We start from the raw sequence: 24,381 nt of genomic DNA, 5'->3' as shown, positions 1-24,381 counted from the left end.
TTTAATCCTCTCCAAGTATTTTGACTTCTTCCTCTAACATTACCCCATATTTTGAATTTACTGTACTCTTAACAACATACATTAAGTCTAAAATATCTTTTGCTGTTGCATTTCCTAGATTGACAACAAATCCACAATGCTTTTCAGATACCTGAGCACCCCTTAACGTAAGCCCTCTCAGTCCACTATCTTCTATTAATTTTCCTGCAAAATATCCAGTTGGTCTTTTAAAAGTACTTCCTGCGCTAGGTAAGCTTAGTGGTTGTTTTGTTACTCTTCTTTGCGTAAAATCAGCCATTGTATTCTTTATATCATCATAATTACCTTTTTCTAATTCTATTATTGCTGATAAAACTATATAGCTTTCTCTTGATAAAATACTTTTTCTATATTCGAATTCCATATCTTCATTTGAAAACTCATGTATATTTCCATCCATATCCATAAGTCTAACAGACTTAACTATATTCTTCATCTCTCCACCATAAGCTCCAGCATTCATTGCTAATGCTCCACCTAAAGTCCCTGGTATACCTGCTGCAAATTCAAATCCTTTTAATTCTTCCCTTAAAACAGCTTTACCTACTATTGAAAGTAATGCACCAGACTGAATATTAACTAAGTTACCATTTATTTCAAAATCATTAAAGTTGTCAGATAATTCTATAACTATACCTCTTATTCCACCATCTTTAACTAAAAGATTTGAACCATTTCCAATTATTAGGTATGGTATATTCTCTTCTTTTATTAATTTAACTACAGCACTTAATTCTTCTTCAGATTGTGGTTTAACTAATATATCAGCTGGGCCACCTACTCTAAATGATATGTGTTTTTTCATAGGTTCATCGACCTTTATATTATTTTTATCTATTATATTTAATAAACTTTCGTATATATGCTGCTTATTCATTATATTTCCTCCTAGTTTACACTATTTATTCATCTTTTCTATATTTAACTATATTAAATTTATATATTTAATATAATAATGTATAAAAAAAAAAATAACAATATATATTAAAGAAGTAAAAATAATAAAAAAGGGCATATATCCAAGGATATTGCCCAAACTTTCTATATTTTATTTTATAAAATTGCCTACTGCTTTTTGGTCATTATTTTTTATATAACAGTTATAGTATGTTAATGGAATTATTAAGGCACCTCCAACGATATTACCCAAAGTTACAATAATTAAAGTTATAATAAAACTTTGTATACTTATATTTGCCCCCAAAACCATTCCCATCGGTACAAAAAACATATTTGCTACACTATGCTCAAATCCACATAAAACAAATAGCATTATAGGAAACCAACATGCAAATATTTTTGATATTATGTCTTGACCTGCTGTAGCAAACCATACTGCTAATACAACAACTATATTACATAATATCCCTCTTAAAAATGCATCTATCAACGGTAAATTTGCTTTTGTTTCACTAATAGCTATTGCTTTAGTTGCTGCATCTCCAGTTAATGTATTAGAATAATAAACCAGTACTACTAAAACTAACGATCCTATAAGGTTCGCACACCATACAAGTCCCCAATTTCTAAACATTCTTCCTAATGTTATTTTTTTGTCCATAACAGCTAATGTCATTAAGTTATTTCCTGTAAATAGTTCTGCACCACAAATCACAACAAGCATAAGTCCAACAGGGAACACAGCAGCGCCTAGAAATTTCGCTATTCCTATATCTGTTATAGATTGACTTATTATTATATTCGCTAAACCTCCTAGGCCTATAAAAAAACCTGCTAACATACCTAAAAGAATCGTTGACTTAGTTGAAAGATTTGCCTTTTTTACCCCTGCATTAATTGTTGCTTTAGCTACTTCCCCGGGTGTTAAGAATTTTTTGTCCATAAAATTCCCCCCTTTTATTTAGCTTAGGCATATTTTTAATACATTTTAATTATATCATTAGTTTTTATATTATATTAAAATTCAAATCATGTATACATTATTTTCATTTTACATATATAATCATTTTCCTACTTCTTTATTTGAAAAAGTTTCCTTATCTATAAACACAAATAATGCATTGTTTAATGTATACAAAATATATCTTTTATTGTATAATAATTAAAGTTGTGTAAAATTAAATATATTCAAGTAGAAATTTATAAAAATTTATAAAAAATAAAATATTTAGGAGGAATTATAATGTCAAAAATGATGTTAGCTCCAGCAGAAATAGCTCAATATACTATTGAAGCTGGTGTAAAAAAAGCAACTACACCTACTAAAAAAGTTTTAGCATCTGCTTTCATGGCAGGAGCATATATAGCTTTTGGTGCTTTAGGTTCAGTAGCTGCAGCTTACAATTTATTAGCAAACCCTGCAACTTACGGATTAGGGAAAGCTTTAGCAGGTCTTATGTTCCCAGCAGGTCTTATATTTGTTTTAATAGCTGGTGCGGATTTATTTACAGGTAACATACTTATAACTTTAGCTGCTCTAAAGAAAAGAGTTACTTGGGGACAAGCATTCAAGAACTGGGCTTTAGTTTGGATAGGTAACTTAATTGGTGGAGCACTAGTTGCTTGGTTAGTAAGTCTATCTGGTGTATTTGATTGGAGTGCTGGTTTATACGGTGGTGTTATAGTTAAAAATGCTATCGGTAAATTAGGATTCAGCTGGGGTGCTGCTATAGCTTCTGGTATATTATGTAACTGGATAGTATGTGCTACTGTTTGGATGACTTATGGTGCTAAAGATGTTACTGGAAAAGTTTTAACTGGATTCTTCGGTATATTCTTATTCGTATGTACTGGATTTGAACACTGTGTTGCAAACATGGCTTACTTCTTTGCTGGGTTATTTGCTAAATCTAACCCTGTATACTTAGAAGCTGCTCATAAAACTGCAGAAGAAGCTGCTAAGTTAAATATACCTAGTATGTTCATGAACAACTTAATACCTGTTACTATAGGTAATATATTAGGTGGAGCTATATTTGTAGCTGGTGTATACTACTTCTTATATATAAAAGAAGATAAAAATGTAGCTTCTGAAAATAAAGCTGCTTAATTGAAATATATAATAAAGAGATTGTTCTATACAAGATAGTTCAATCTCTTTTTGTTTATTGTTTATTCTATGATTATAAATTATTCTTTTTTATTGTCCACTTATTTTATATAATGGTAATAAATGTATTTTTAGGAGGTGCTTTATTGTTATCATTTTTACAAAATTCAGCTTATGAAATAATTGCAACATCCATATATATAATCAATTTCTTAATTATTTTAAACTTAATATTTAGAGAAAAACGTAGTATCGAAACAATAGTAGCTTGGACAGCAGTACTTACCACACTCCCTGCTGTAGGTATTGTAATGTACATACTAGTAGGTAGAGGTGTACGTAAAGATAATATGTTTAAAATTAAGGAACAAGAAGATAAAATCATCAAAAAAAATATAGCAGAAACTAAAGCTAGGTTAAAATGTAGTTCTATGTTAGACGAAAATCTAAGAGATAATATAGATATGATAGATGCTCTTACTAATTCAAATAATGCTCATTATACTAATAATAATAGTGTCGATATATTCGACAAATCACGAGATTTCTTTGATTCTCTTTTATATGAATTAAAAAATGCTAAAAATTATATTAATATACAATTTTATATTTTTAAAGATGACGTTATTGGAAGCGAGATAATTGATATTCTTTGTGAAAAAGCAAAAAGTGGCGTAGAGGTTAGGCTTATATATGATGCTGTTGGTAGTAGATTACTATCTGAAAAAACATTACTTAAACTAAAAAAAAGCGGAGTTAAAACAGGGGCTTTCTTCCCATCTTTAATGAAAATTGTAAACTTTAATTTAAATTATAGAAATCACCGTAAAATAGTAGTTATTGACGGTAATATTGCTTATGTTGGTGGAAATAACATTGGTGATGAATATTTGGGTAAAGACCCTAAATTTGGTGAATGGAGAGATACACATTTAAAGCTTACTGGAGATTGCATAGTAGATTTAAATACTAGGTTCATACTAGATTGGAGATATACAACGCAAGAAAATCTAGATTTATCTAAGTATTTTACTAAATCCCAAGGTTCTAATATATACTATAATAAATCATCGAATAACGTTGGTATACAAATAGTTTCTAGTGGTCCTGATATAACTGAACTAGATGAAATAAAATATGGCTATATAAAAATGATTCAAAAAGCTAGAAAATATATCTATATCCAAACTCCATATCTTATATTAGATAGAACTTTAATTGACTCACTAAAAATTGCATGTTTATCTGGTGTAGATGTTCGAATAATGATTCCTTCTAAGCCAGACCATCCATTTGTATATTGGGCATCTTGCTCATATGCAGGTGAACTATTAAAATTTGGCGCTAAAATATACACTTATGGTGATAATGCATTTTTACATGCTAAGACAATTGTTATAGATGATGCAGTATGCTCTATTGGTACTGCAAACATGGATATTCGAAGTTTTGAACTAAACTTTGAAGTAAATGCATTTATTTACTCTAAAGAAGTTTCTATAAAACAAAGAAATATTTTTGAAAAAGATATTACTAATTCTAAACAAATGACAATAGATATGTACAACTCTAGACCTAAGCTAATAATAATTAAAGAAGCAGTTTCAAGACTATTATCTCCTCTTCTATAAATATTTTTAATATGTAATAAAATAAAAATACTCTTAATTATCATTATATTTAATGCATTTAAGAGTATTTTTTATTATAATGAGTTGTAGAGTATATATTTAATTAATTTAAATCTAAGTTTTTATTTTATTTATATTAATTTTTTATTAATTATCTTAACTATTAAAATCACTTTTATACTATAATGAAAATATAGTTTCTCAAAAAAATTTAACTCATCTTTGCATTTCATAAAACTCATCAACTTCGTTTAATTCTCAAAATTTTAAATCAATTTATTTTTTACTTTATTTAGCCAGTTAATTATTTTATATAATAACTTTAAATTGAAAAAGGGGGATTTTTATGTGCGATTTTGTTTCTAAAAACAAAAATTTGTTTGAAGAGTTAGATACCTTTATCGAATCTCTTCCATCAAAAAAAGGAGCTTTAATTCAAGTTTTACACACTGCCCAAGGAATTTTTGGATATCTTCCAAAAGAAGTTCAACTTCACATAGCTAAAAAATTAGATGTTTCTCCTGCTAAAGTTTATGGAGTTGTAAGTTTCTATTCTTACTTTACTACCGAGCCAATCGGAGAATATAAAATTAGCGTTTGTCTAGGTACTGTTTGTTTTGTTAAAGGCTCAGATAAAATAATGGCTGAATTCGAAAAACAATTAGGCATAAAAGCTGGTGAAACTACTAAAGACCTTAAGTTTACTCTAGAAGGCTTAAGATGTGTTGGTGCATGCGGCCTTGCTCCAGTTGTTGTTGTAAATGGCAAAGTTCATGGACATGCAACACCTGATCAAGTCACTGAGATATTAGATCACTATAGAGAACTAGAGTTAAGTTGTTAAGGGGGATAAAAAAATGAGTAAAATAAAATCATTTGATGAATTAAAAAAAGCAGTTAGTGAATATAAACCATCTCTTCAATTAAGAGAACATTTCACAAAAGATAATTTAGTTAAAAGAGATATATTAGTCTGTGGTGGTACTGGATGTTCATCTTCAGATAGTATGGATATAATAGAAAATTTAAAATCAGAATTAGAAAAATCCGGCCTTTCTAACCATGCAGATGTTCAATTAACTGGATGTTTTGGTTTCTGTGCTAAAGGCCCAATAGTTAAGGTTTATCCTGATAACGTTTTCTATGTTCAAGTTAAACCAGAAGATGCTAAAGAGATCGTTCAAGAACATATTCTTAATCATAGGGTTGTTGAAAGATTATTATTTGAAGAACCTGCTTTAGATCACAAAAAAGTTGAAAGACATGATGAAATGTCCTTCTATAAAAAGCAATGTCGTGTTGCTCTTAGAAACTGTGGTCATATAAATCCTGAAAATGTAAATGAGTACATAGGTAACGATGGTTATGTTGCTCTTGGAAAATGTCTAACTGAAATGAAACCAGAAGATGTTATAGCTGAAGTTAAAGCATCTGGGTTAAGAGGTAGGGGAGGCGCTGGTTTCCCTACTGGTGTTAAGTGGGAATCAACTGCTAATACTCCTCCAGGAAATAAATATGTAGTTTGTAATGCTGATGAAGGTGACCCTGGTGCTTTTATGGATAGATCTGTTCTTGAAGGTGACCCTCATAGTGTTTTAGAGGCTATGGCTATTTGTGGTTATGCTGTAGGTGCTGATACTGGATATATATATATAAGAGCTGAATACCCTCTTGCTATAGATAGATTAAAAGTTGCTATATCTCAAGCTGAAGAAGCAGGACTTCTTGGTGAAAACATAATGGGAACTGGATTTAACTTTAATATAGAATTAAAATATGGAGCTGGAGCATTTGTCTGTGGTGAAGGTACTGCATTAATTCATTCTATTGAAGGTAAACGTGGTGAGCCTAGAATGAAAACTTATAGTTCTTCTAAACGTGGATTATGGGAATCTCCTACTTGCTTAAATAATGTTGAAACTTTCGCTAATATACCCGCTATATTAAATAAAGGTGCATCTTGGTTTACTAGCTATGGTACTGAGGATTCTCCTGGTACAAAAGTATTCGCACTTGGCGGAAAAATAAATAATGTCGGTCTTGTTGAAGTACCTATGGGAACTACTTTAAGAGAAATAGTTTATGAAATAGGTGGTGGTATACCTGACGGAAGAGAATTTAAAGCAGTTCAAACAGGTGGGCCATCTGGTGGATGTATATCTTCAAAAAACTTAGATACTCCAATAGATTTTAAATCGTTAAGTTCTATAGGATCTATGATGGGTTCTGGTGGTATGCTAGTTCTTGATGATTCTGATTGTATGGTTGATATCTCTAAATTTTTCCTTGAATTTACTGTTGATGAATCTTGTGGTAAATGTACTCCTTGCCGTATAGGTAATAAGAGATTACTAGAAATGCTTAATAAAATAACTGAAGGTAAAGCAACTGAAGAAGATCTTGTTGACCTTAAGGAATTAGCTACTACTATAAAAACAACTTCTTTATGTGGATTAGGTAAATGTGCTCCTAACCCAGTTTTAAGTACTCTTGATTACTTCTATGATGAGTATTTAGCTCACGTTAGAGATCATAAGTGTCCTGCTGGTAAATGTAGTGCTCTATTAGAATACTTTATAACTGACGCATGTAAAGGATGTACTAAGTGTGCTAGAGTTTGTCCTGCTGGATGTATAACTGGTAATAAAAAAGAACAACATGTCATAGATACTGAGAAATGTCTAAAATGTGGTACTTGTATAGAAAACTGTAAATTTAACGCTATAATCACTAGATAATTAATTTAGGGGGAGATATCAATGAGTTTAGTTAATTTAACTATAAATGGCAAAGAAGTGTCTGTACCATCTGGTACAAAAATACTTGAAGCTGCGAAACAAGTAAATATTAATATACCTAATTTATGTCATTTAAAAATGGATGAAATAAATATGGTCAATCAATGTGCATCTTGTCGTGTATGTATGGTTAGTGCAGGTAAAAAATTAGTTCCTGCGTGTGGTACAAACGTTAAAGAAGGTATGGTTGTTAATACTAATACTCCAGAAGCATTAAGATTCCGTAAAAATGTTGTAGAACTATTATTATCAGACCATCCTCAAGATTGCTTATCTTGTTCTAAAAACGGAAAATGTGAATTACAAGATATAGCTGCTGAATTAGGAATAAGAAAAATTAGATTCAAAGGAGAACAGTCTAGTTCTCAAACTGATACATCATCTAAGTCTATAGTTAAAGACAATGATAAATGTATATTATGTAGAAGATGTGAAACTATGTGTAACGAAGTTCAAACTGTAGGTGTACTTTCAGGTGTTAACCGTGGATTTAATACTGAGGTTGGAACTTTCTTTGATGCTGATTTAGTTGATACTGAATGTACTTACTGTGGGCAATGTATAAGCGTTTGTCCAACAGGTGCTTTAATGGAAAAAGATAATACTACTGAGGTTTGGAATGCTTTAGGTCAAAAAGAAAAACCTGTAATGGTTCAAATAGCACCTGCTGTAAGAGTTGGTATAAGTGAAGAGTTTGGATTAGATGCAGGTTCTATATCTACAGGTAAACTAGTATCTGCTCTAAAACTGTTAGGTTTTGACTATGTATTTGATACTAACTTTGCTGCAGATTTAACTATAATGGAAGAAGGTACTGAGTTTATAGGAAGACTACAAAGCGGTCAAAATCTTCCTATATTAACAAGTTGCTGCCCTGCTTGGGTTAACTTTGTAGAACTTCAATACCCTGATTTAATAAATCACTTATCTACTTGTAGATCTCCTCAAGGTATGTTCTCACCTATAGCTAGATATTACTTTGCTAATAAGGTTCTAAATAAGAAACCTGATGAAGTTACTATAGTATCTATAATGCCTTGTGTAGCTAAAAAATATGAAATTTCTAGAGAAGAATTAGGTCAAGATGAAATACTCGATACTGACATATCTATAACAGTTAGAGAATTAGCTAGAATGATAAAAGAGGCAGGTATAGATTTAACTAACTTAGAAGAATCTGAATTTGATAGTCCTTTAGGATACTCTACTGGTGCTGCCGACATATTTGGTGTTACTGGTGGAGTTTTAGAAGCTGCTCTTCGTACAGCTTACGAAGTTATAACTAAAGAAACATTAGAAAACATAGATTTCACTGCTGTAAGAGGAATGGAAGGAATAAAAGAAGCTAGCATAGATATTAATGGAACTACTGTTAATGTAGCTGCTGCAAGTAGTTTAGGAAATGCTAGAGTTCTTATGGATGAATTAAGAGCTGGTAAATCAAAGTATCATATAATAGAAATAATGGCTTGTCCTGGTGGATGTGTAGCTGGTGGTGGTCAACCATTCCACGGTGGAGATTATGCTAAAATTAAAGCTAGAGGTGCTGGTCTATATCAAATAGATGCTAATAAACCTCTACGTAAATCTCATGAAAATCCAGATATTCAAAAACTATATGCTGACTTTTTAGGAGAGCCAAATGGTCATACAGCTCATAAATATTTGCATACTCACTACTTCGATAGAAGCAATGTATATGGCGAATATGTTCAAGAAGCTGAATTAGCCACTGAGGGAGCAGAATAATAAAAGAAAAGCTGTAATAGTTTCTACTATTACAGCTTTTCTTCTTAATATATAACATGAATCCTATTTGTTTTCAATCAAATCAGACAGCTTTTTTGTGAATTCTTGAGCTGCATCATATCCCATTCCTTTTTGACGGAAATTCATTGCTGCAACTTCTATAATCATCGCTGTATTTCTACCAGGTTTCACTGGAACTACTAATCTCTCTACCTTTTCTCCTAAAATTTCTTCATATTCTTTGTCTAATCCTAATCTATCGTAATACTTATTTTCATCCCAACCTTCTAAGTGAATTACTAGATCAATTTTCTTAGAGTTTTTAATTGCTCCTACTCCATATAAACTTCTTACATCAATAATACCAATTCCTCGTATTTCTAAAAAGTGTCTTAATAGCTCAGGTGATTGACCTACTAAAAAACTTTCATCTAATTTTCTTATTTCAACAGCATCATCAGCTACTAATCTATGACCTCTTTGTATAAGCTCTAAAGCAGTTTCTGATTTACCAATGCTACTTTCACCTTTTATAAGAACACCTATACCGTATACATCGACTAACACTCCATGTATAGTTGTATGTGGTGCCAATTTATTGTCTAAATAACTTGATAATGAATTCATAATCCTAGTTGTGTTTCTTCTCGTACTTAAGACTACTCTATTATATTTTTTAGCCTTTTCTATAACATCTGGCTTAACTTCTAAATCTCTAGAAACTATTAATGCAGGTATTTCATAAGAAAAGAATTTATCTAATACATCTTCTCTTGTATCTTTATCCATATTACTAAAATAATTATACTCAGCTTTTCCTACTATTTGTAATCTTTCATATGCAAAATACTCAAAATATCCCGCAAACTGAAGCCCAGTTCTATTTAAGTCTTGAGAAGTAACGTAATATTCCTTTCCTTCTGGCATATATACGACCTTTAAATTTAAATCTTTTATTATATCATTTATTGACACCCTATCTAAGTATTTCATATTATTTTACTGTCCCTTCTTAAAAAAATTATATACATTTTCAGCAGATACTTTATTCATTCCTTCTACTTGTGCTAATTCTTCAATACTAGCATCTTTTATAGCATCTACATCTTTGAAATAAGCTAGTAAAGCTTTCTTTCTTTTTTCCCCTATACCTTGTATATCATCTAAAATAGACTTTGTCAAAGACTTATTTCTTAAACTTCTATGATAAGTAATTGCATAGTTATGAACTTCTTCTTGTATGCTTGCTACAAATCTGTATAAATTACTAGTCTTATCTAGTTCTATTTCTTTTTCCTTTGAGATTAATCCTTTTGTCCTATGTTTATCATCTTTGTACATTCCCCATAATGGAATTTCCAAGCTATATTTATCTAAAACTTTTTGTACAGAGCTAACCTGACCTTTTCCTCCATCTAATAAGATTAAATCTGGAAATTCTCCATATTTTAATCTTCTCTCTACTATTTCTGCCATAGAATCATAATCATTCGGTCCTATTACAGTCTTTATCTTATATCTTCTATATTCCTTTTTATCTTTTTTACCGTTAGTAAATACAACCATTGACCCTATTGAATCAACACCTTGTATGTTAGATATATCAAAAGATTCTATTCTTTTTGGAATTTCATCTAAGTTAAGTAGTTCCTTTAATTGTTCTAATGCACCAGTAGTCTTTTCATACTTGCGTTTATTTAACTCTGAAAATTTTTCAAGATACTCTACTGCATTTTTTCTTACCATTTCTACTAAACTCTTTTTTTCTCCTTTTTGAGGAATTCTTATACTTACCTTTGAACCCCGTTTTGATGATAACCATTCTTCTAATATAAAGTTATCTTCGATTTCATCTTCTATAATTAACTCCCTAGGTATATATTCTTGTTCCATATAAAACTGTTTTACAAATGAACCTAAAATAGATTCTCTCGAACTATCCATAACTCCAGTTAACATAAAATGCTCTCTTCCAACTATTTTTCCATTTCTTATAAAGAAAACTTGAACACAGGCTTCATCATGAGCTCTCGCCATAGCTATTACATCTTGATTTAAGTCAGATGTATTTGCATCTATTTTTTGTTTTTGCATCATCTCTTCTAAACTTCTTATCTTATCTCGATAAATAGCTGCATCTTCAAAATTAAATTCCATTGCACATCTATTCATTTTTTCTTTTAATATTTCAATTAATTTCTCTTCTTTTCCTGATAAAAATAGTATTATTTCTTCTACCATTTTATTATACTCTTCTTTTTTAACACTTCCTGTACAAGGTCCTGTACATTTATTTATATGCATGTTCAAGCAAGGTCTCATATTATTTTTTATAGCTTTATCTATATCTATATTACAGGTTCTAATTGGATAGGTATTTCTTATTATTTCTAAAGTGTCATTTACTGCGGTTAAGTTTGTATACGGTCCAAAATATTTAGCTTTATCTTTTAATACCTTTCTAACTTTTAATACTCTTGGATAATCCTCATTCGTTGTAACTTTTATATATGGATAAGTTTTATCATCTCTTAATAAAACGTTATATTTAGGCCTATATTGCTTTATTAAATTACATTCAAGTATTAAAGCTTCTAACTCAGAATCAGTTATAATATACTCAAAACTTGATATATTCTTTACCATTGATACAACTTTTGAAGAATGATTCTTTGATGATTGAAAGTATTGTCTAACTCTATTTTTTAAGGATATAGCTTTACCTACATAAATAATATTATTAAACTTGTCTTTCATAAGATATACTCCAGGCTCTGCTGGAAGATTTTTTAAATGCTCTTGTATATCAAACAAATTATATTTCCTCCAAAACTTAAATTTATATTAAAATTATACCCTAAAAAGTCAAAATCTCTCCAAATTAAGTTAATTATAAAAATTAATAACAAAGTACCCCCATATTTTAATTATTCATTTAAATAGGAGGTACTTATATATTAATCTTCAATGTTATCTATTCAAAATATCTTTTTAGGAATTTACCTGTATAAGAACCTTCCACTTGTGAAACTTCTCTTGGAGTACCTTTTGCAATTATAGTTCCCCCTTTATCTCCACCTTCTGGTCCTAAATCAATTATATAATCACATGTTTTTATAACATCTAAGTTGTGCTCTATTACAACAATTGTATTTCCTGTGTCTGCTAATCTTTGTAATACATCTATAAGTTTATCTACATCAGCCATATGAAGACCTGTTGTAGGCTCATCTAATATATATAGCGTTTTTCCAGTTGGTCTCTTACTTAATTCTGTTGCAAGCTTAATTCTTTGTGCCTCACCACCCGATAACTGTGTTGATGGCTGACCTAGTTTTATATATGAAAGTCCAACATCCATTAATGTTTCTAACTTTCTCTTTATACCAGGTATATTTTCAAAGAATTCAAGAGCTTCTTCAACATTCATATCAAGTATGTCTGCAATGGTCTTATCTTTATATTTCACTTGAAGAGTTTCTCTATTATATCTTTCTCCTTTACATACTTCACAAGGTACATAGACATCAGGTAAGAAATGCATTTCTATCTTTATTATACCGTCGCCTTTACAAGCCTCGCATCTTCCACCCTTTACATTAAAACTAAATCTACCTTTTTTATAACCTCTAGCTTTTGCCTCATTAGTTGCTGCAAATAAATCTCTTATTTGATCAAATACTCCTGTATATGTTGCTGGATTTGATCTTGGAGTTCTTCCTATTGGACTTTGATCGATATTTATTACTTTATCTATATTTTCTATTCCTTTTATTTCTTTGTGCTTTCCAGGTCTCTGTCTTAGTCTATTAACTTTAGCTGCTATTCCTGTATATAAAATATCATTAATTAATGTACTTTTTCCTGATCCAGAAACACCTGTTATACATATAAACTTTCCTAGAGGAAACTTAACACTTATATTTTTTAAGTTATTTTCAGTAGCTTTAATAACTTCTATAAAACTTCCATTTCCATCTCTAGTTTTTTCTGGAATCATAATTTGTTTTTTACCGCTTAAATATTGACCTGTTATAGAATTTTCATTTTCTAGTATTTCATCTAATGTTCCTTCTGCAACTATTTGTCCACCATGTACACCCGCGCCAGGACCAATATCTACTACATAATCCGCTTCTCTCATAGTATCTTCATCATGCTCAACAACTATAAGAGTATTTCCTAAATCCGTTAAATGTCTTAATGTAGATATAAGTCTATCATTATCTCTTTGGTGCAAACCTATACTCGGCTCATCTAGAACATATAGTACACCTACTAATGCAGAACCTATTTGAGTAGCAAGTCTTATACGTTGTGCTTCTCCTCCTGATAAAGTTCCTGCTTTTCTAGATAAGTTTAAATAATCTAATCCTACATCTTTTAGGAATGATGCCCTTCCTTTTATTTCTTTTAATATCTCATGAGCTATAAACTTTTGTTTTTCTGTCAATTTTACATTTTCTATAAACTCAATAAGCTCATTTACAGATAAATCAGTTACTTGCATTATATTTTTATTTCCAACTAAAACAGATAAAACTTCTTTTCTAAGTCTTGACCCTTTACATTTTGGACAAGGTCTTTCTGCCATAAACTCTTCTATTTTTTCTCTAGAATAATCAGAATTAGTTTCTCTATATCTTCTTTCTAAGTTTACTATAACCCCCTCAAAAGGAGCCTTATATTCTCTTCTTCCTCCAAACTTAGAATCAAAAATAAATTCTACCATTATATTATTTTCACCATAAAGTAATTCTTGTACGAAATCGTCTGGCAAGTCTTTAAATGGAGTATCTAATGACACATTAAAGTGAGCAGCTAAGCTTTGAACCATTTTGCTATAATATGTATCATCACTTGTACTTACTGATCCCCATGCCGCTATCGCACCTTGTTTTATAGATAAATCTTTATTTGGTATAACAAGTTCTGGATCAACTTCCTTGCTTTCACCAAGCCCATTACATACAGTACATGCTCCAAAAGGGGCATTAAATGAAAACATTCTTGGAGATAATTCTTCAATTCCTATACCATGTTCTGGACATGCAAACTTAGTTGAGTAAAGAATTTCTTCTCCATCTATTATTTGAGCTATTACAAGTCCATCTGATAACTTGACTGCGGTTTCTATTGAATCTGCTAATCTAGATTCTATTCCATCTTTAACTATTATTCTATCTACAACAACCTCTATATCGTGCTTTTGATTTTTATTTAATTCAAATTCATCAGTAACTTCGTAATTTTCTCCATCTACTCTAATTCTTACGAAACCTTCTTTTTTTATGTTCTCTATAATCTTTTTATGAGTTCCTTTTTGACCTCTAACTACTGGTGATAGTAATTGTAACTTTGTTCTCTCTGGAAATTCTAATATTTTATCTACTATTTCTTGAATAGTCATTTGGCTTATTTTTTCTCCACAAACAGGACAATGAACATCTCCAACCCTTGCAAATAATAATCTTAAGTAATCATAAATTTCTGTAACCGTTCCAACTGTTGAACGTGGATTTTTAGATGTTGTTTTTTGATCTATTGATATTGCAGGGGATAAACCTTCTATATATTCAACATTTGGTTTTTCCATTTGACCTAAAAACTGTCTTGCATATGCAGATAGACTTTCAACATATCTTCTTTGACCTTCTGCATATATAGTATCAAATGCTAAAGAAGATTTTCCTGATCCTGATAATCCTGTAAATACTATAAATTTATTTCTAGGAAGTTCCAAATCAACATCTTTTAAATTATGTTCTTTGGCGCCTTTAATTATGATTTTGTCTTCCATTAATTCTTAATCCTTTCTTCTAACTGTTTTATCTTATCTCTAAGTTCAGCTGCTCTTTCAAACTGTAAATTCTGTGCAGCTTCCATCATTTCTGATTGTAGTATAGCTATGTTAATTTTAATTTCCTCTATATCATCTGTATCTTTAATTCCATATACAACTTCTTCATCTGCAACTTTAGTAGCTTCTATACTATCTCTAATACTCTTTTGTATTGTTTTAGGTATAATTCCATGCTCTTTATTATATAAAGACTGTATTTCTCTTCTTCTCTTAGTTTCTTCAATAGTTGCTTGCATAGATCTAGTTATCTTATCTGCATACATTATTACCTTACCTTCTGAGTTTCTAGCTGCACGACCTACAGTTTGTATTAACGAAGTTTCAGAACGTAAAAAACCTTCCTTATCAGCATCTAAAATTGCTACTAAAGAAACTTCTGGTATATCTAATCCTTCTCTTAGTAAGTTTATACCGACTAAGACATCAAATTTTCCTAATCTTAAATCTCTTATTATTTCTGTTCTTTCTAATGTATCTATATCTGAGTGAAGATATTTTACTTTTATACCAATTTCTTTCAGATAATTTGTTAAGTCTTCACTCATTTTCTTAGTTAGTGTAGTTATTAATACTCTTTCACCTTTTTCTATTACTGTATTAATCTCTCCAACTAAGTTATCTATTTGATTTTCAATTGGTCTTACTTCTATAATAGGGTCTAATAAACCTGTAGGTCTTATTATTTGCTCTGCTATAGTTTCAGAATGTTCTAGTTCATATGGTCCAGGTGTTGCTGTTACAAATAGTATTTGATTTATATTTTCTTCAAATTCTTCAAAATTTAAAGGTCTATTATCATATGCTGATGGTAATCTAAATCCATTCTCTATAAGAGAAGTTTTTCTTGATCTATCTCCTCCATACATACCTCTTACTTGAGGTATTGTAACATGAGATTCATCTACTATCATTAAATAATCATCTGGAAAAAAATCCATTAAAGTATATGGTTTTTCTCCAGGATTTCTACCCGTTATATGTCTAGAATAATTCTCTATTCCTTGGCAGAATCCAATTTCTTTTAACATTTCTATATCATATTTTGTTCTTTGTTCTATTCTCTGAGCTTCTAATAATTTATCATTTGCTCTAAAATAATCAGCTCTATCTTTTAATTCTTTTTCTATTGCAACTATAGCTTTTTCTATTCTTTCTGGAGTTGTAACATAATGAGATGCAGGGAATATAACAACATGATTTCTTACCCCTGCAATTTTCCCAGTAACATAATCTATCTCAGTTATTCTATCTATCTCATCTCCAAAAAATTCAATTCTAATAGCTTTTTCATCATTACTAGCTGGGAAAATTTCTAATATATCTCCTCTTACTCTAAAAGTACCTCTAGTAAAGTTTATATCATTTCTCTCATATTGAATTTCTATTAAACGCTTTATAATATCATCTCTATCTTTTTGCATACCAGGTCTTAAAGATACCATAAGTTCTTTATAATCCTCTGGGTCACCTAACCCATAAATACAAGATACTGATGATATTATTATTACGTCTCTTCTTTCTAATATAGATGCTGTTGCTGAATGTCTTAGCTTATCTATTTCATCATTTATACTTGCATCTTTTTCTATATACGTATCACTATGAGCTACATATGCTTCCGGCTGATAATAATCATAATAACTTACAAAATATTCAACTGCATTATCTGGGAAAAACTCTTTAAATTCACTATATAGCTGTGCTGCTAGTGTCTTATTATGAGCAAGTATTAAAGTTGGTTTTTTTACCTCTTGTATTATATTGGCCATAGTAAAAGTTTTTCCTGAACCAGTAACTCCTAATAATGTTGAAAATTTTTCATCATTATTTATTGCAGTAACAATTGACTTAATAGCTTGTGGTTGATCTCCTGTAGGCTTAAATTCTGAATTTATATTAAAGTCCACAATATCACTCCTTTCCGAACATTCGTTCCTAATAAGTATAATTATATCATAATATAAATATTATCTATTAATTAAAATAACTTTTTTTACATATTTTACCCAATTAATTCATATTTAATTGCATACATAAATTACAAAAAAATAAAGATCTCTATGGGGGATAGAGATCTTTTAAAATGGGGGAGATTGAGTAATTTTTATTTATTAAGTTTTACATTTTTATTATGTCCGTCCATAAAAATCTTTATACATTTATTTTTTAATTTCATTAAATTTATAATAAAATACACTATAATTTAATTAAGAGAAAATATAAAAAAGGGGGGAATCTACTATGATGCTAGCTATAAAAATAGTTTTAATTCTATTTTTAACTTTTAATATTTTCACATATGTTAGAAGAATTATTTCACCAAGAATAACACAAAAAGAAGAAAACTTAATAAGAATAGAAACTCTTTCTCTTAAGTTTGTTTCTATAATTGAAATCCTATCTTCTTCTTTAGTTATTCTATATATAATATTTAATGAATTAAATATTATATCATTAATTCGTCTTTTCTTATTTATAGCTTGTATAAAAATTTCTTTAGCGTGTGTTGTTGCTTTTATAATTTATAAATTCAGCTATAAAACTGCAAAAAAATAATATTAAAGGGAGGATAATTTAGTGATAAAAGTTTTAACAAATACTAATATCTTTATTGATAATGGTAAAATTTCTGATCATGGAGATAAGATTCACATTCCTAAAGGATATTTTGCAGTACCAGGTTTTATCGATGTACATATACATGGATCTCATGGTGCTGATGCTATGGATGCTAGTTTAGAAACACTTGATACAATAGTAAAAACTTTATCAAAAGAAGGTGTCACATCATTTTTACCAACCACTATGACTCAAAAAGTATCAAATATAAATAAATCATTAAATAATATCTCAGAGTATATAGATAATAATAATATAATAGGCCAACCAGAAATACTCGGAATACACTTAGAAGGCCCATTTATAAGTCCTAAATTTAAAGGGGCTCAGCCAGAAAACTTTATTTTGAAACCTACTATAGATTCATTTAAAATATTTGAAAATGAGTCTAATAAAAAAATAAAAAAAGTCACTTATGCTCCTGAATTAGATGATAACTTTGAATTTACTAAGTATTTATCTGAAAATAATATAATTCCATCTGTTGGACATAGTTCTGCTACCTTTGAGGATGTTGAGAAAGCTATTTCTTTTGGTCTTAATAGTGTAACTCACTTCCATAATGGTCAAAGTCCTCATCACCATAGAAATCCAGGTGTAGTAACAGCTGGATTTACTTTTGATGAGCTAAATACAGAAATCATTGTTGATGGCGTACATCTTCATCCTAATACTATAAAGTCTATAATTAAAATTAAAGGACCTAATAATGTTACTCTGATAACAGATGCTATGAGGGCTAAAGGATTGCCTGATGGACCATCTGAGTTAGGTGGTCAAAAAGTAGTTAAATGCGGTAATCAGGTTCGACTAGAAACTGGATCTCTAGCTGGAAGTGTTAACACAATGATAAATAGTATCCATAATGTTATGGAATTTTCTGGTTGTTCATTAGAAGATGCAATTACTATGGCAAGTACAAATCCTGCTAAACAATTAGGATTATTAACTAGAAAAGGTAGTTTGGATATAGGTAAGGATGCAGATATTGTTATTTTAGATAATGAGTATAATATAATAAAAACTATCTGTCGCGGTAAAGTATCATTTGAGAAATAAATAAAAAAAATCTAGTCATTATCTAAATGACTAGATTTTTTATTTACTTTAGAATAAACCTACTAAAGCCCCTAATAAACCTATAACTACTAATATACATATATTTATTAATGGACTTACATTTTTCTTAACTAATCCATACATTCCAAATGTTAATAATAATGGTATTAATTTTGGCATTATTCCATCTAATACTTCTTGTATAACAACATTTGTTTCACCTATTGGTATTTGTAATACTATATCAAACCCAACATAAGAAGCGATTAAAGCGCCAACTACTATTAAACCAAGTATTGTTGCAGAATGTGTAAATTGTTTTGCATATTTAGTCATAGTTTGTATACCATCCATACCAACCTTATAAGACCAATGCATCAACCAATATCTTAAACCAAATTGGACTACATTAAATAATAATAAGAAAACTATTGGACCTAAAATACTACCTTGGAGTGCTAAGTTAGCACCAATACCTGCAGCTATTGGAGTTAATGTAAACCAGAATATAGCATCACCAATTCCTCCTAAAGGTCCCATTGCTGCAACTCTTATTGATCTTATTGTTTGTACATCAGCTTTTCTTTGTTCTAATGATAAAACTATTCCCATTACAAAAGTTACTAAAAATGGATGAGTATTAAAAAATTCTAGATTATGAGTCATTGAAGTTGATAAATCTTCTTTATTTTTATGGATTTCTTGTAATCCTGGTAGTATTCCATATAACCATCCACAAGATTGCATTCTTTCATAGTTAAATGATGCTTGTAAAAATAATGATCTCCATACCATTTTATTAAGTATTTTTTTACTTAACTTTGGAGCTTCTTGTTGATCTACATAATAGCTTTTTGTATTAGATGCCATCAGTATCAGCCTCCTTTTTACTTGGCATATTTTTTACATTTATTTGGAAATCATAAACAGCTACTGCTACACCTATAAATGCTACTGCTAATAATGGTAAGTTCATATATGCAACAAGTACAAATCCCACAAAGATAAACATTGCAAGTTGCTTACTATACATAACTCTTAGTAGCATTCCAAATCCTAATGCTGGCATCATCTTACCTGCTGCAGACAATCCTGTAAATACCCAAGTTGGTACACTATTTGTTAATTGTTGACCTATTGCACTTCCTGCTAATAATCCAGCTAAAACTATTAAAGCAAATAATACTGCTAATAATCCCATTGTTAAATAATTTAATTTTACTATTCCTGATGGATTTGCTTCTTCTGCATATTTATCAGCTTTAACCATTAATGGAGATACTACCGTAAATAAAGCTGTTACTGCATATTGACCTAACAGTGCAAATGGTATTGCAAGTGGTAAAGCAGCTGCAACATCTAATTTTAAGCTTATACCAAATACTGTCGCCATTATTCCACCTATAACAGCATTAGGTGGCTGTGCACCTCCAACTGGCATTGCGCCTATCATCATAAGTTCATATGATGCACCTATCATAAGTCCAGTTTGTAAATCCCCCATAATAGCCCCTACTATTGGACCAATAACTATAGGTCTATATATAGACTCTAAAAAACTAAACTGGTCAATAGCTGCTATCATTGTTACAATAAGTATTAGTATTATTTGACCAAAACTTAAATCCATGATATTCCCCCCTATTCAAATAATTTATTTATATCTTCTGCTGATTCTGATGGAACACGACGTATTTCTAACTCTACTCCTAGTTCTTTTAACTTCTTAAATGTATCTACGTCACTTTGATCCACACAAACAGCTTTTGATATCTGATGTTTACCTTCTGCCATATGCATATTTCCTATATTAACTTTTTTTATAGGAACTCCACCTTCAACTAACTTTAAAACATCTTGAGGTGTTTCGCATATTATAGCTATCATTTGTGAAGCACTAGCTTTGTGTATTATTTTTATAGTTTTTTCTATTGAGAAATATCTAGTTTGTACCGCAGCTGGTGCTGCCATATCCATTAAATTTTGTCTAAATTCATTTTGCGAAACTTCATCATTAGCAACTAAAAGTAAGTTTGCTCCAACGCTTGCAGTCCACATTGTTGCAACTTGACCATGGATTAATCTATTATCAATTCTTGTTAATACTATATTTGGCATTAAAAACTCCCCCTTTTAATCTTTAAACTATAGTTTTTATATTAATCATTTTAAAAAATTCTTTTACTTGGCTTATATCGATATCTCCTGTTTTCACTTTTGTAGCATTACTCATGCCACAAGCATTTGCTAATTTAATAGTATCTTCAATTGAATAATCATTTAATAATCCATATGCAAATCCAGCTATACTGGCATCACCACTTCCAACTGGATTGATTGCCTTAATTTTAGGTATATCTACATCTAAAACTATTTCTTTATTAATAAATAGCATTCCATCTTTACCAAGAGATACAGCTATATTATTAGCACCTTTACTTATTAATTTATTAGCTGCATTTATTGCGTCTTTCTTAGTTTCGATTTTGATATTAGTTAAATATTCAAGTTCATCTTTATTGGGTTTGATTAAGAATGGATGTGAACTTAGTGCTAATTCTAAAAAATCACCACTCGCATCTAATATATATGTAATACTTTTTGATTCGCATATTTGACCTATTTCTTTATAAAAATTACTATCAATTCCCTTAGGTATACTTCCTGATACTACTAATATTTTTGTATTATTTAATGACTCTAACAAAGTTCTCTTAAATACTTCTATACTCTCTTCATCTATGGTTGGACCTTTTTCTAAAATTTCTGTACTAATTCCACTCTTATCTATTAAATTTAAACAAATCCTTGTTTCATCTTTAATATAAGTAAAATTTGATTGTATATTTTCCTTTTTTAATTCACCTTCGATAAATTTACCATTATATCCACCTAAAAAACCTATGCATCTTGGGCTATGTCCTAATAAATTACAAACTTTAGCAACATTTAATCCTTTACCTCCAGCTGTTATACTTACAGACTTAGCTCTTTGTACTTCTCCTAAGTTTAGTTTATCTAAAAAATACATTCTATCTATGGAAGGATTAAGAGTTACAATTGTTATTAACTCTCCTTTATTATTTTCCATAACCTAAAACCTCTTACATACAACATTCATGTATTATAACACCTTTTACTACCTTATTAACTTCACCTGTTGGACATGGATTATCTGGTGTAATACCTAATACTAAAGATTTATAAAATGAAAATATTTGACCAAATATTAACTGTTGTAATGCTAAAAATACTTCATTATCTTCACTAAAGCATAAGTCTTCTATTTCTACAAAATCATTTACTAACTCTTTTAAATCATTATCTATATTACATCCAACTAATAAAATTTTATCTTTCTTTCTTTGCTTAGACATTTCGTTTATTAAATCTACATCATATAGCCTACTATAAGGATTATTTGATAAGTAGAATATTGTAATTGTTTTATCATTAACTACTGATTTAGGTCCATGTCTAAACCCAAGTGGAGTATCATAGTTAGCATTAACTATACCACTAGTCAACTCTAGTAATTTTAATGCTGACTCTCTGGACATCCCTTTTAAAGATCCTAATCCTAAGTAAATTATACGTTCTACATATTCTTTAGCTAAATCTAGTATATGATTTATATTTTTTTCTATAAAGTTATCAACAGATGTAGATAGCTTTATAACATCCTTTAAATATGCGTCTATATGTTCAATTTTAAATATACCTATACAATTAAGTATCATTGTTGTAACACTAGATGTCATAGCAAAACCTTCATCATTACAAGCATCTGGCATTAGAATTACTAAGTTTTTATCATCATTTATACTATTTTTTGCTAAATGACCATCTTTATTGCATGTTATTACAATTTGATAAACATTATCTACATATTTATTAACAAGATCTACAGCTGCCACACTTTCTGGTGAGTTTCCTGATCTTGCAAAAGATATTAACACTGTTGGTCTATTCTTGTATAAATATTTAGCTGGAGTTCCAACTATATCCGTTGTTGCTATTGCCTCAACTGGCATTTGAAGAAATTCACTTAAATATGGTGCGCATATCTCACCGGCAAAAGCTGATGTTCCTGCTCCTGTAAGAATTATTCTTAAATTATCTTCTTTTAAAAAATTTTCCTTGAATTGTTTTATTTCATTGCTTTTTTTAGACATGTTTTTTATAGATTCAACCCAAACATCAGGTTGCTGACTTATTTCTTTTGCTGTATGATATGCCTTTTTATCCTTTAATTCTGATATATCTATTCCTAGATACATGATATCCCCCCTTATACTCTATATCCCTTCTTCTGAGAATTCTTTATTTTTATCCTTTTTTACAAGCTTAAATGAATTTATATTAGAGTTGCCAATTTTGATAATTGAGTCATTATCCATATCAATTTCAAATTGTGTATTCATACAAGTTTCTATTATCATAGCCATATTCGTTCCATAAAAAACTTCGATTCTATTATCTTCTAATTTTAATTCACATGCTACTTTAAATGGAGTACCCCCAACCACATCAGTAAAAATATAAATTTTATCTTTATCTTTTAATTCATTTAATTTTAATCTTACCTCATATTTGAATTCTTCTGGAGATTTCTCAGATGTAAAGTCTCCATATTTAATAAAATCAAATTTTCCTGCTATAATTTCTAAAGTGCTGTTAAGACCTGACCCAAAATTCCCATGACCAATTATTAATATACCGTTCATAAACACCTCCTAATAATATCTATTAAAAAAATAATTAAATATGTTAAATAAGCGCAATTAAAATTTTCTTAATAAAATTTTTTAATTACGCTCATTTAATTTTATGCTACATTAGTTTACTTCTATTACTATAATCTTTGTGTTCTCCATCATAATAATCTAATTCTGCAGTAACTCTAATAGTATGTCTGTTCTTATTGTAGTTTATCTTTAAATCTTCAAAATTAGCATCATCTGAATTACTTCTTAAATAGTTTCTAATTATATCTTCTCCTGATTTTACATCTACATCTTCATATGTTCCAAAATAAGCTGTATCACCTATTTCTAGTGTTAAATCATACTTACCATCTGTACGCTTTTTTCTCATTTCTCTCATATTATCCATAAGTTTACCTCCTTTTAATAAACAAAAGTGTTTATCTTTAAGTTTTCCAGATGTAGATTTTTTATTTAAAAAAAATAAAAGTGTAACTAATAAGTACACTTTTATTTTTATGATTATTTATAAAATTATAGAAATGCATAATTTTATAATTTATATTTTTACACAAAAAAAGATTACGTGGCTACGTCTTACTCTCCCGGGAGGTTTCCCTCCGAGTACCATCAGCGCTAAAGAGCTTAACTTCTGTGTTCGGAATGGGAACAGGTGTATCCTCTTTGCTATAATAACCACATAATCTTTCGATTAACTTATATTAAGTTTTAGAGTTAATACTCTAAAAACTGCATATCATTTATGATATATCATTTAAGTTTTGGTCAAGTCCTCGACCTATTAGTATCGATAAGCTAAATACATTACTGCACTTACACCTTCGACCTATCAACCAGGTAGTCTTCCTGGGGTCTTACCCTTACGGTGGGAAATCTTATCTTGAAG

20 protein-coding genes and 2 rRNA genes are annotated in these 24,381 nt (G+C 29.7%); 7 read left to right on the top strand and 15 right to left on the bottom strand.

Features of this window, described 5'->3' with window-relative positions; translation table 11 throughout:
* Position 1: 1 nt before the first annotated feature.
* Both murB and EIH23_RS03835 read right to left on the bottom strand, forming a co-directional pair.
* Positions 2–916: a UDP-N-acetylmuramate dehydrogenase gene (gene murB, locus EIH23_RS03840; RefSeq protein ID WP_122638904.1), complete on the bottom strand. Its 915-nt coding sequence runs from the start codon at positions 914–916 to the stop codon at positions 2–4.
* A gap of 171 nt (positions 917–1,087) precedes the next feature.
* Positions 1,088–1,882, bottom strand: coding sequence for a formate/nitrite transporter family protein (locus tag EIH23_RS03835; protein WP_122638903.1), 795 nt, complete (start codon positions 1,880–1,882; stop codon positions 1,088–1,090).
* A gap of 300 nt (positions 1,883–2,182) precedes the next feature.
* Between EIH23_RS03835 and EIH23_RS03830 the strand changes: the two genes are divergently transcribed.
* The 5 genes from EIH23_RS03830 (at position 2,183) to EIH23_RS03810 (ending at position 9,227) form a co-directional block, all read left to right on the top strand.
* On the top strand, positions 2,183–3,049 hold the full coding sequence (locus EIH23_RS03830; protein WP_122638902.1) for a formate/nitrite transporter family protein: 867 nt from the start codon (positions 2,183–2,185) through the stop codon (positions 3,047–3,049).
* Positions 3,050–3,195: 146 nt separating this feature from the next.
* Positions 3,196–4,680 carry a cardiolipin synthase gene (gene cls, locus EIH23_RS03825; RefSeq protein ID WP_243113314.1) on the top strand — a complete coding sequence of 495 codons (1,485 nt, stop codon included), beginning with the start codon at positions 3,196–3,198 and terminating at the stop codon, positions 4,678–4,680.
* Positions 4,681–5,026: 346 nt separating this feature from the next.
* Complete coding sequence (locus EIH23_RS03820; protein WP_122638900.1) at positions 5,027–5,524, top strand: NADH-quinone oxidoreductase subunit NuoE family protein; 498 nt, start codon at positions 5,027–5,029, stop codon at positions 5,522–5,524.
* Between the two features lie 13 nt (positions 5,525–5,537).
* The gene (locus tag EIH23_RS03815; protein WP_122638899.1) at positions 5,538–7,418 is read left to right on the top strand and encodes an NADH-quinone oxidoreductase subunit NuoF; all 1,881 of its coding nucleotides are present in this window, start codon (positions 5,538–5,540) and stop codon (positions 7,416–7,418) included.
* A 21-nt stretch (positions 7,419–7,439) separates the two neighbouring features.
* Positions 7,440–9,227: an NADH-dependent [FeFe] hydrogenase, group A6 gene (locus tag EIH23_RS03810; protein ID WP_122638898.1), complete on the top strand. Its 1,788-nt coding sequence runs from the start codon at positions 7,440–7,442 to the stop codon at positions 9,225–9,227.
* Between the two features lie 63 nt (positions 9,228–9,290).
* Here the strand turns inward: EIH23_RS03810 and hprK are convergent, their stop codons facing one another.
* The 4 genes from hprK to uvrB all read right to left on the bottom strand — a co-directional run bounded on the left by hprK (position 9,291) and on the right by uvrB (position 16,997).
* A complete protein-coding gene (gene hprK / locus EIH23_RS03805; RefSeq protein ID WP_122638897.1) occupies positions 9,291–10,220 on the bottom strand; it encodes an HPr(Ser) kinase/phosphatase in 930 nt (309 codons plus the stop codon).
* A gap of 6 nt (positions 10,221–10,226) precedes the next feature.
* Positions 10,227–12,041, bottom strand: a complete 1,815-nt coding sequence (gene uvrC / locus EIH23_RS03800) for an excinuclease ABC subunit UvrC (protein WP_122638896.1) — start codon at positions 12,039–12,041, stop codon at positions 10,227–10,229.
* Positions 12,042–12,201: 160 nt separating this feature from the next.
* Positions 12,202–15,027: an excinuclease ABC subunit UvrA gene (uvrA, locus tag EIH23_RS03795; RefSeq protein ID WP_122638895.1), complete on the bottom strand. Its 2,826-nt coding sequence runs from the start codon at positions 15,025–15,027 to the stop codon at positions 12,202–12,204.
* Entirely contained in the window at positions 15,027–16,997 is a 1,971-nt protein-coding gene (gene uvrB, locus EIH23_RS03790; RefSeq protein ID WP_122638894.1) for an excinuclease ABC subunit UvrB, read from the bottom strand. Before uvrB ends, uvrA begins: the two co-directional genes overlap by 1 nt.
* A 334-nt stretch (positions 16,998–17,331) precedes the next feature.
* Here uvrB and EIH23_RS03785 point away from each other — a divergent pair, with 334 nt between their 5' ends.
* Positions 17,332–17,646 (top strand): hypothetical protein, encoded by a 315-nt coding sequence (locus tag EIH23_RS03785; RefSeq protein WP_122638893.1) that lies wholly within the window; start codon positions 17,332–17,334, stop codon positions 17,644–17,646.
* A 21-nt stretch (positions 17,647–17,667) separates the two neighbouring features.
* On the top strand, positions 17,668–18,768 hold the full coding sequence (gene nagA, locus EIH23_RS03780; protein ID WP_122638892.1) for an N-acetylglucosamine-6-phosphate deacetylase: 1,101 nt from the start codon (positions 17,668–17,670) through the stop codon (positions 18,766–18,768).
* Positions 18,769–18,816: 48 nt separating this feature from the next.
* On the opposite strand, the gene EIH23_RS03775 is transcribed toward nagA, so the two are convergent.
* The 9 genes from EIH23_RS03775 to EIH23_RS03735 form a co-directional block, all read right to left on the bottom strand.
* On the bottom strand, positions 18,817–19,638 hold the full coding sequence (locus EIH23_RS03775) for a PTS system mannose/fructose/sorbose family transporter subunit IID (RefSeq protein WP_122638891.1): 822 nt from the start codon (positions 19,636–19,638) through the stop codon (positions 18,817–18,819).
* Positions 19,628–20,398 carry a PTS mannose/fructose/sorbose/N-acetylgalactosamine transporter subunit IIC gene (locus EIH23_RS03770; protein WP_122638890.1) on the bottom strand — a complete coding sequence of 257 codons (771 nt, stop codon included), beginning with the start codon at positions 20,396–20,398 and terminating at the stop codon, positions 19,628–19,630. Before EIH23_RS03770 ends, EIH23_RS03775 begins: the two co-directional genes overlap by 11 nt.
* Before the next feature lie 11 nt (positions 20,399–20,409).
* Complete coding sequence (gene agaB, locus EIH23_RS03765) at positions 20,410–20,886, bottom strand: PTS galactosamine transporter subunit IIB (protein ID WP_122638889.1); 477 nt, start codon at positions 20,884–20,886, stop codon at positions 20,410–20,412.
* Positions 20,887–20,908: 22 nt separating this feature from the next.
* Positions 20,909–21,859: a 1-phosphofructokinase gene (gene pfkB, locus EIH23_RS03760; RefSeq protein WP_122638888.1), complete on the bottom strand. Its 951-nt coding sequence runs from the start codon at positions 21,857–21,859 to the stop codon at positions 20,909–20,911.
* Between the two features lie 13 nt (positions 21,860–21,872).
* Positions 21,873–23,048, bottom strand: a complete 1,176-nt coding sequence (locus tag EIH23_RS03755) for an SIS domain-containing protein (RefSeq protein WP_122638887.1) — start codon at positions 23,046–23,048, stop codon at positions 21,873–21,875.
* 18 nt (positions 23,049–23,066) lie between these two features.
* Positions 23,067–23,495 carry a hypothetical protein gene (locus EIH23_RS03750; protein WP_122638886.1) on the bottom strand — a complete coding sequence of 143 codons (429 nt, stop codon included), beginning with the start codon at positions 23,493–23,495 and terminating at the stop codon, positions 23,067–23,069.
* A gap of 106 nt (positions 23,496–23,601) precedes the next feature.
* Positions 23,602–23,883 carry a hypothetical protein gene (locus EIH23_RS03745; RefSeq protein ID WP_122638885.1) on the bottom strand — a complete coding sequence of 94 codons (282 nt, stop codon included), beginning with the start codon at positions 23,881–23,883 and terminating at the stop codon, positions 23,602–23,604.
* 175 nt (positions 23,884–24,058) lie between these two features.
* Positions 24,059–24,175: ribosomal RNA gene (gene rrf, locus EIH23_RS03740) — 5S ribosomal RNA — on the bottom strand.
* 81 nt (positions 24,176–24,256) lie between these two features.
* A 23S ribosomal RNA gene (locus tag EIH23_RS03735) occupies positions 24,257–24,381 on the bottom strand; the annotation flags it as partial.

Source organism: Romboutsia sp. Marseille-P6047, from assembly GCF_900604535.1.
In the GTDB taxonomy this organism is placed as follows: domain Bacteria; phylum Bacillota; class Clostridia; order Peptostreptococcales; family Peptostreptococcaceae; genus Romboutsia_E.
Note: the sequence above shows the minus strand (reverse complement) of the source record. Positions and strands in the feature narration are given on the sequence as shown.

Bases quoted from the DNA above. Each gene is read 5' to 3' on its own strand.
- uvrA (WP_122638895.1), bottom strand. From the start codon at position 15,027: ATGGAAGACAAAATCATAATTAAAGGCGCCAAAGAACATAATTTAAAA.
- EIH23_RS03830 (WP_122638902.1), top strand. From the start codon at position 2,183: ATGTCAAAAATGATGTTAGCTCCAGCAGAAATAGCTCAATATACTATT.
- EIH23_RS03745 (WP_122638885.1), bottom strand. From the start codon at position 23,883: ATGGATAATATGAGAGAAATGAGAAAAAAGCGTACAGATGGTAAGTAT.
- EIH23_RS03785 (WP_122638893.1), top strand. From the start codon at position 17,332: ATGATGCTAGCTATAAAAATAGTTTTAATTCTATTTTTAACTTTTAAT.
- EIH23_RS03750 (WP_122638886.1), bottom strand. From the start codon at position 23,495: ATGAACGGTATATTAATAATTGGTCATGGGAATTTTGGGTCAGGTCTT.
- EIH23_RS03775 (WP_122638891.1), bottom strand. From the start codon at position 19,638: ATGGCATCTAATACAAAAAGCTATTATGTAGATCAACAAGAAGCTCCA.
- EIH23_RS03770 (WP_122638890.1), bottom strand. From the start codon at position 20,398: ATGGATTTAAGTTTTGGTCAAATAATACTAATACTTATTGTAACAATG.
- EIH23_RS03755 (WP_122638887.1), bottom strand. From the start codon at position 23,048: ATGTATCTAGGAATAGATATATCAGAATTAAAGGATAAAAAGGCATAT.
- EIH23_RS03835 (WP_122638903.1), bottom strand. From the start codon at position 1,882: ATGGACAAAAAATTCTTAACACCCGGGGAAGTAGCTAAAGCAACAATT.
- agaB (WP_122638889.1), bottom strand. From the start codon at position 20,886: ATGCCAAATATAGTATTAACAAGAATTGATAATAGATTAATCCATGGT.
- pfkB (WP_122638888.1), bottom strand. From the start codon at position 21,859: ATGGAAAATAATAAAGGAGAGTTAATAACAATTGTAACTCTTAATCCT.
- EIH23_RS03810 (WP_122638898.1), top strand. From the start codon at position 7,440: ATGAGTTTAGTTAATTTAACTATAAATGGCAAAGAAGTGTCTGTACCA.
- EIH23_RS03815 (WP_122638899.1), top strand. From the start codon at position 5,538: ATGAGTAAAATAAAATCATTTGATGAATTAAAAAAAGCAGTTAGTGAA.
- hprK (WP_122638897.1), bottom strand. From the start codon at position 10,220: ATGAAATACTTAGATAGGGTGTCAATAAATGATATAATAAAAGATTTA.
- EIH23_RS03820 (WP_122638900.1), top strand. From the start codon at position 5,027: ATGTGCGATTTTGTTTCTAAAAACAAAAATTTGTTTGAAGAGTTAGAT.
- murB (WP_122638904.1), bottom strand. From the start codon at position 916: ATGAATAAGCAGCATATATACGAAAGTTTATTAAATATAATAGATAAA.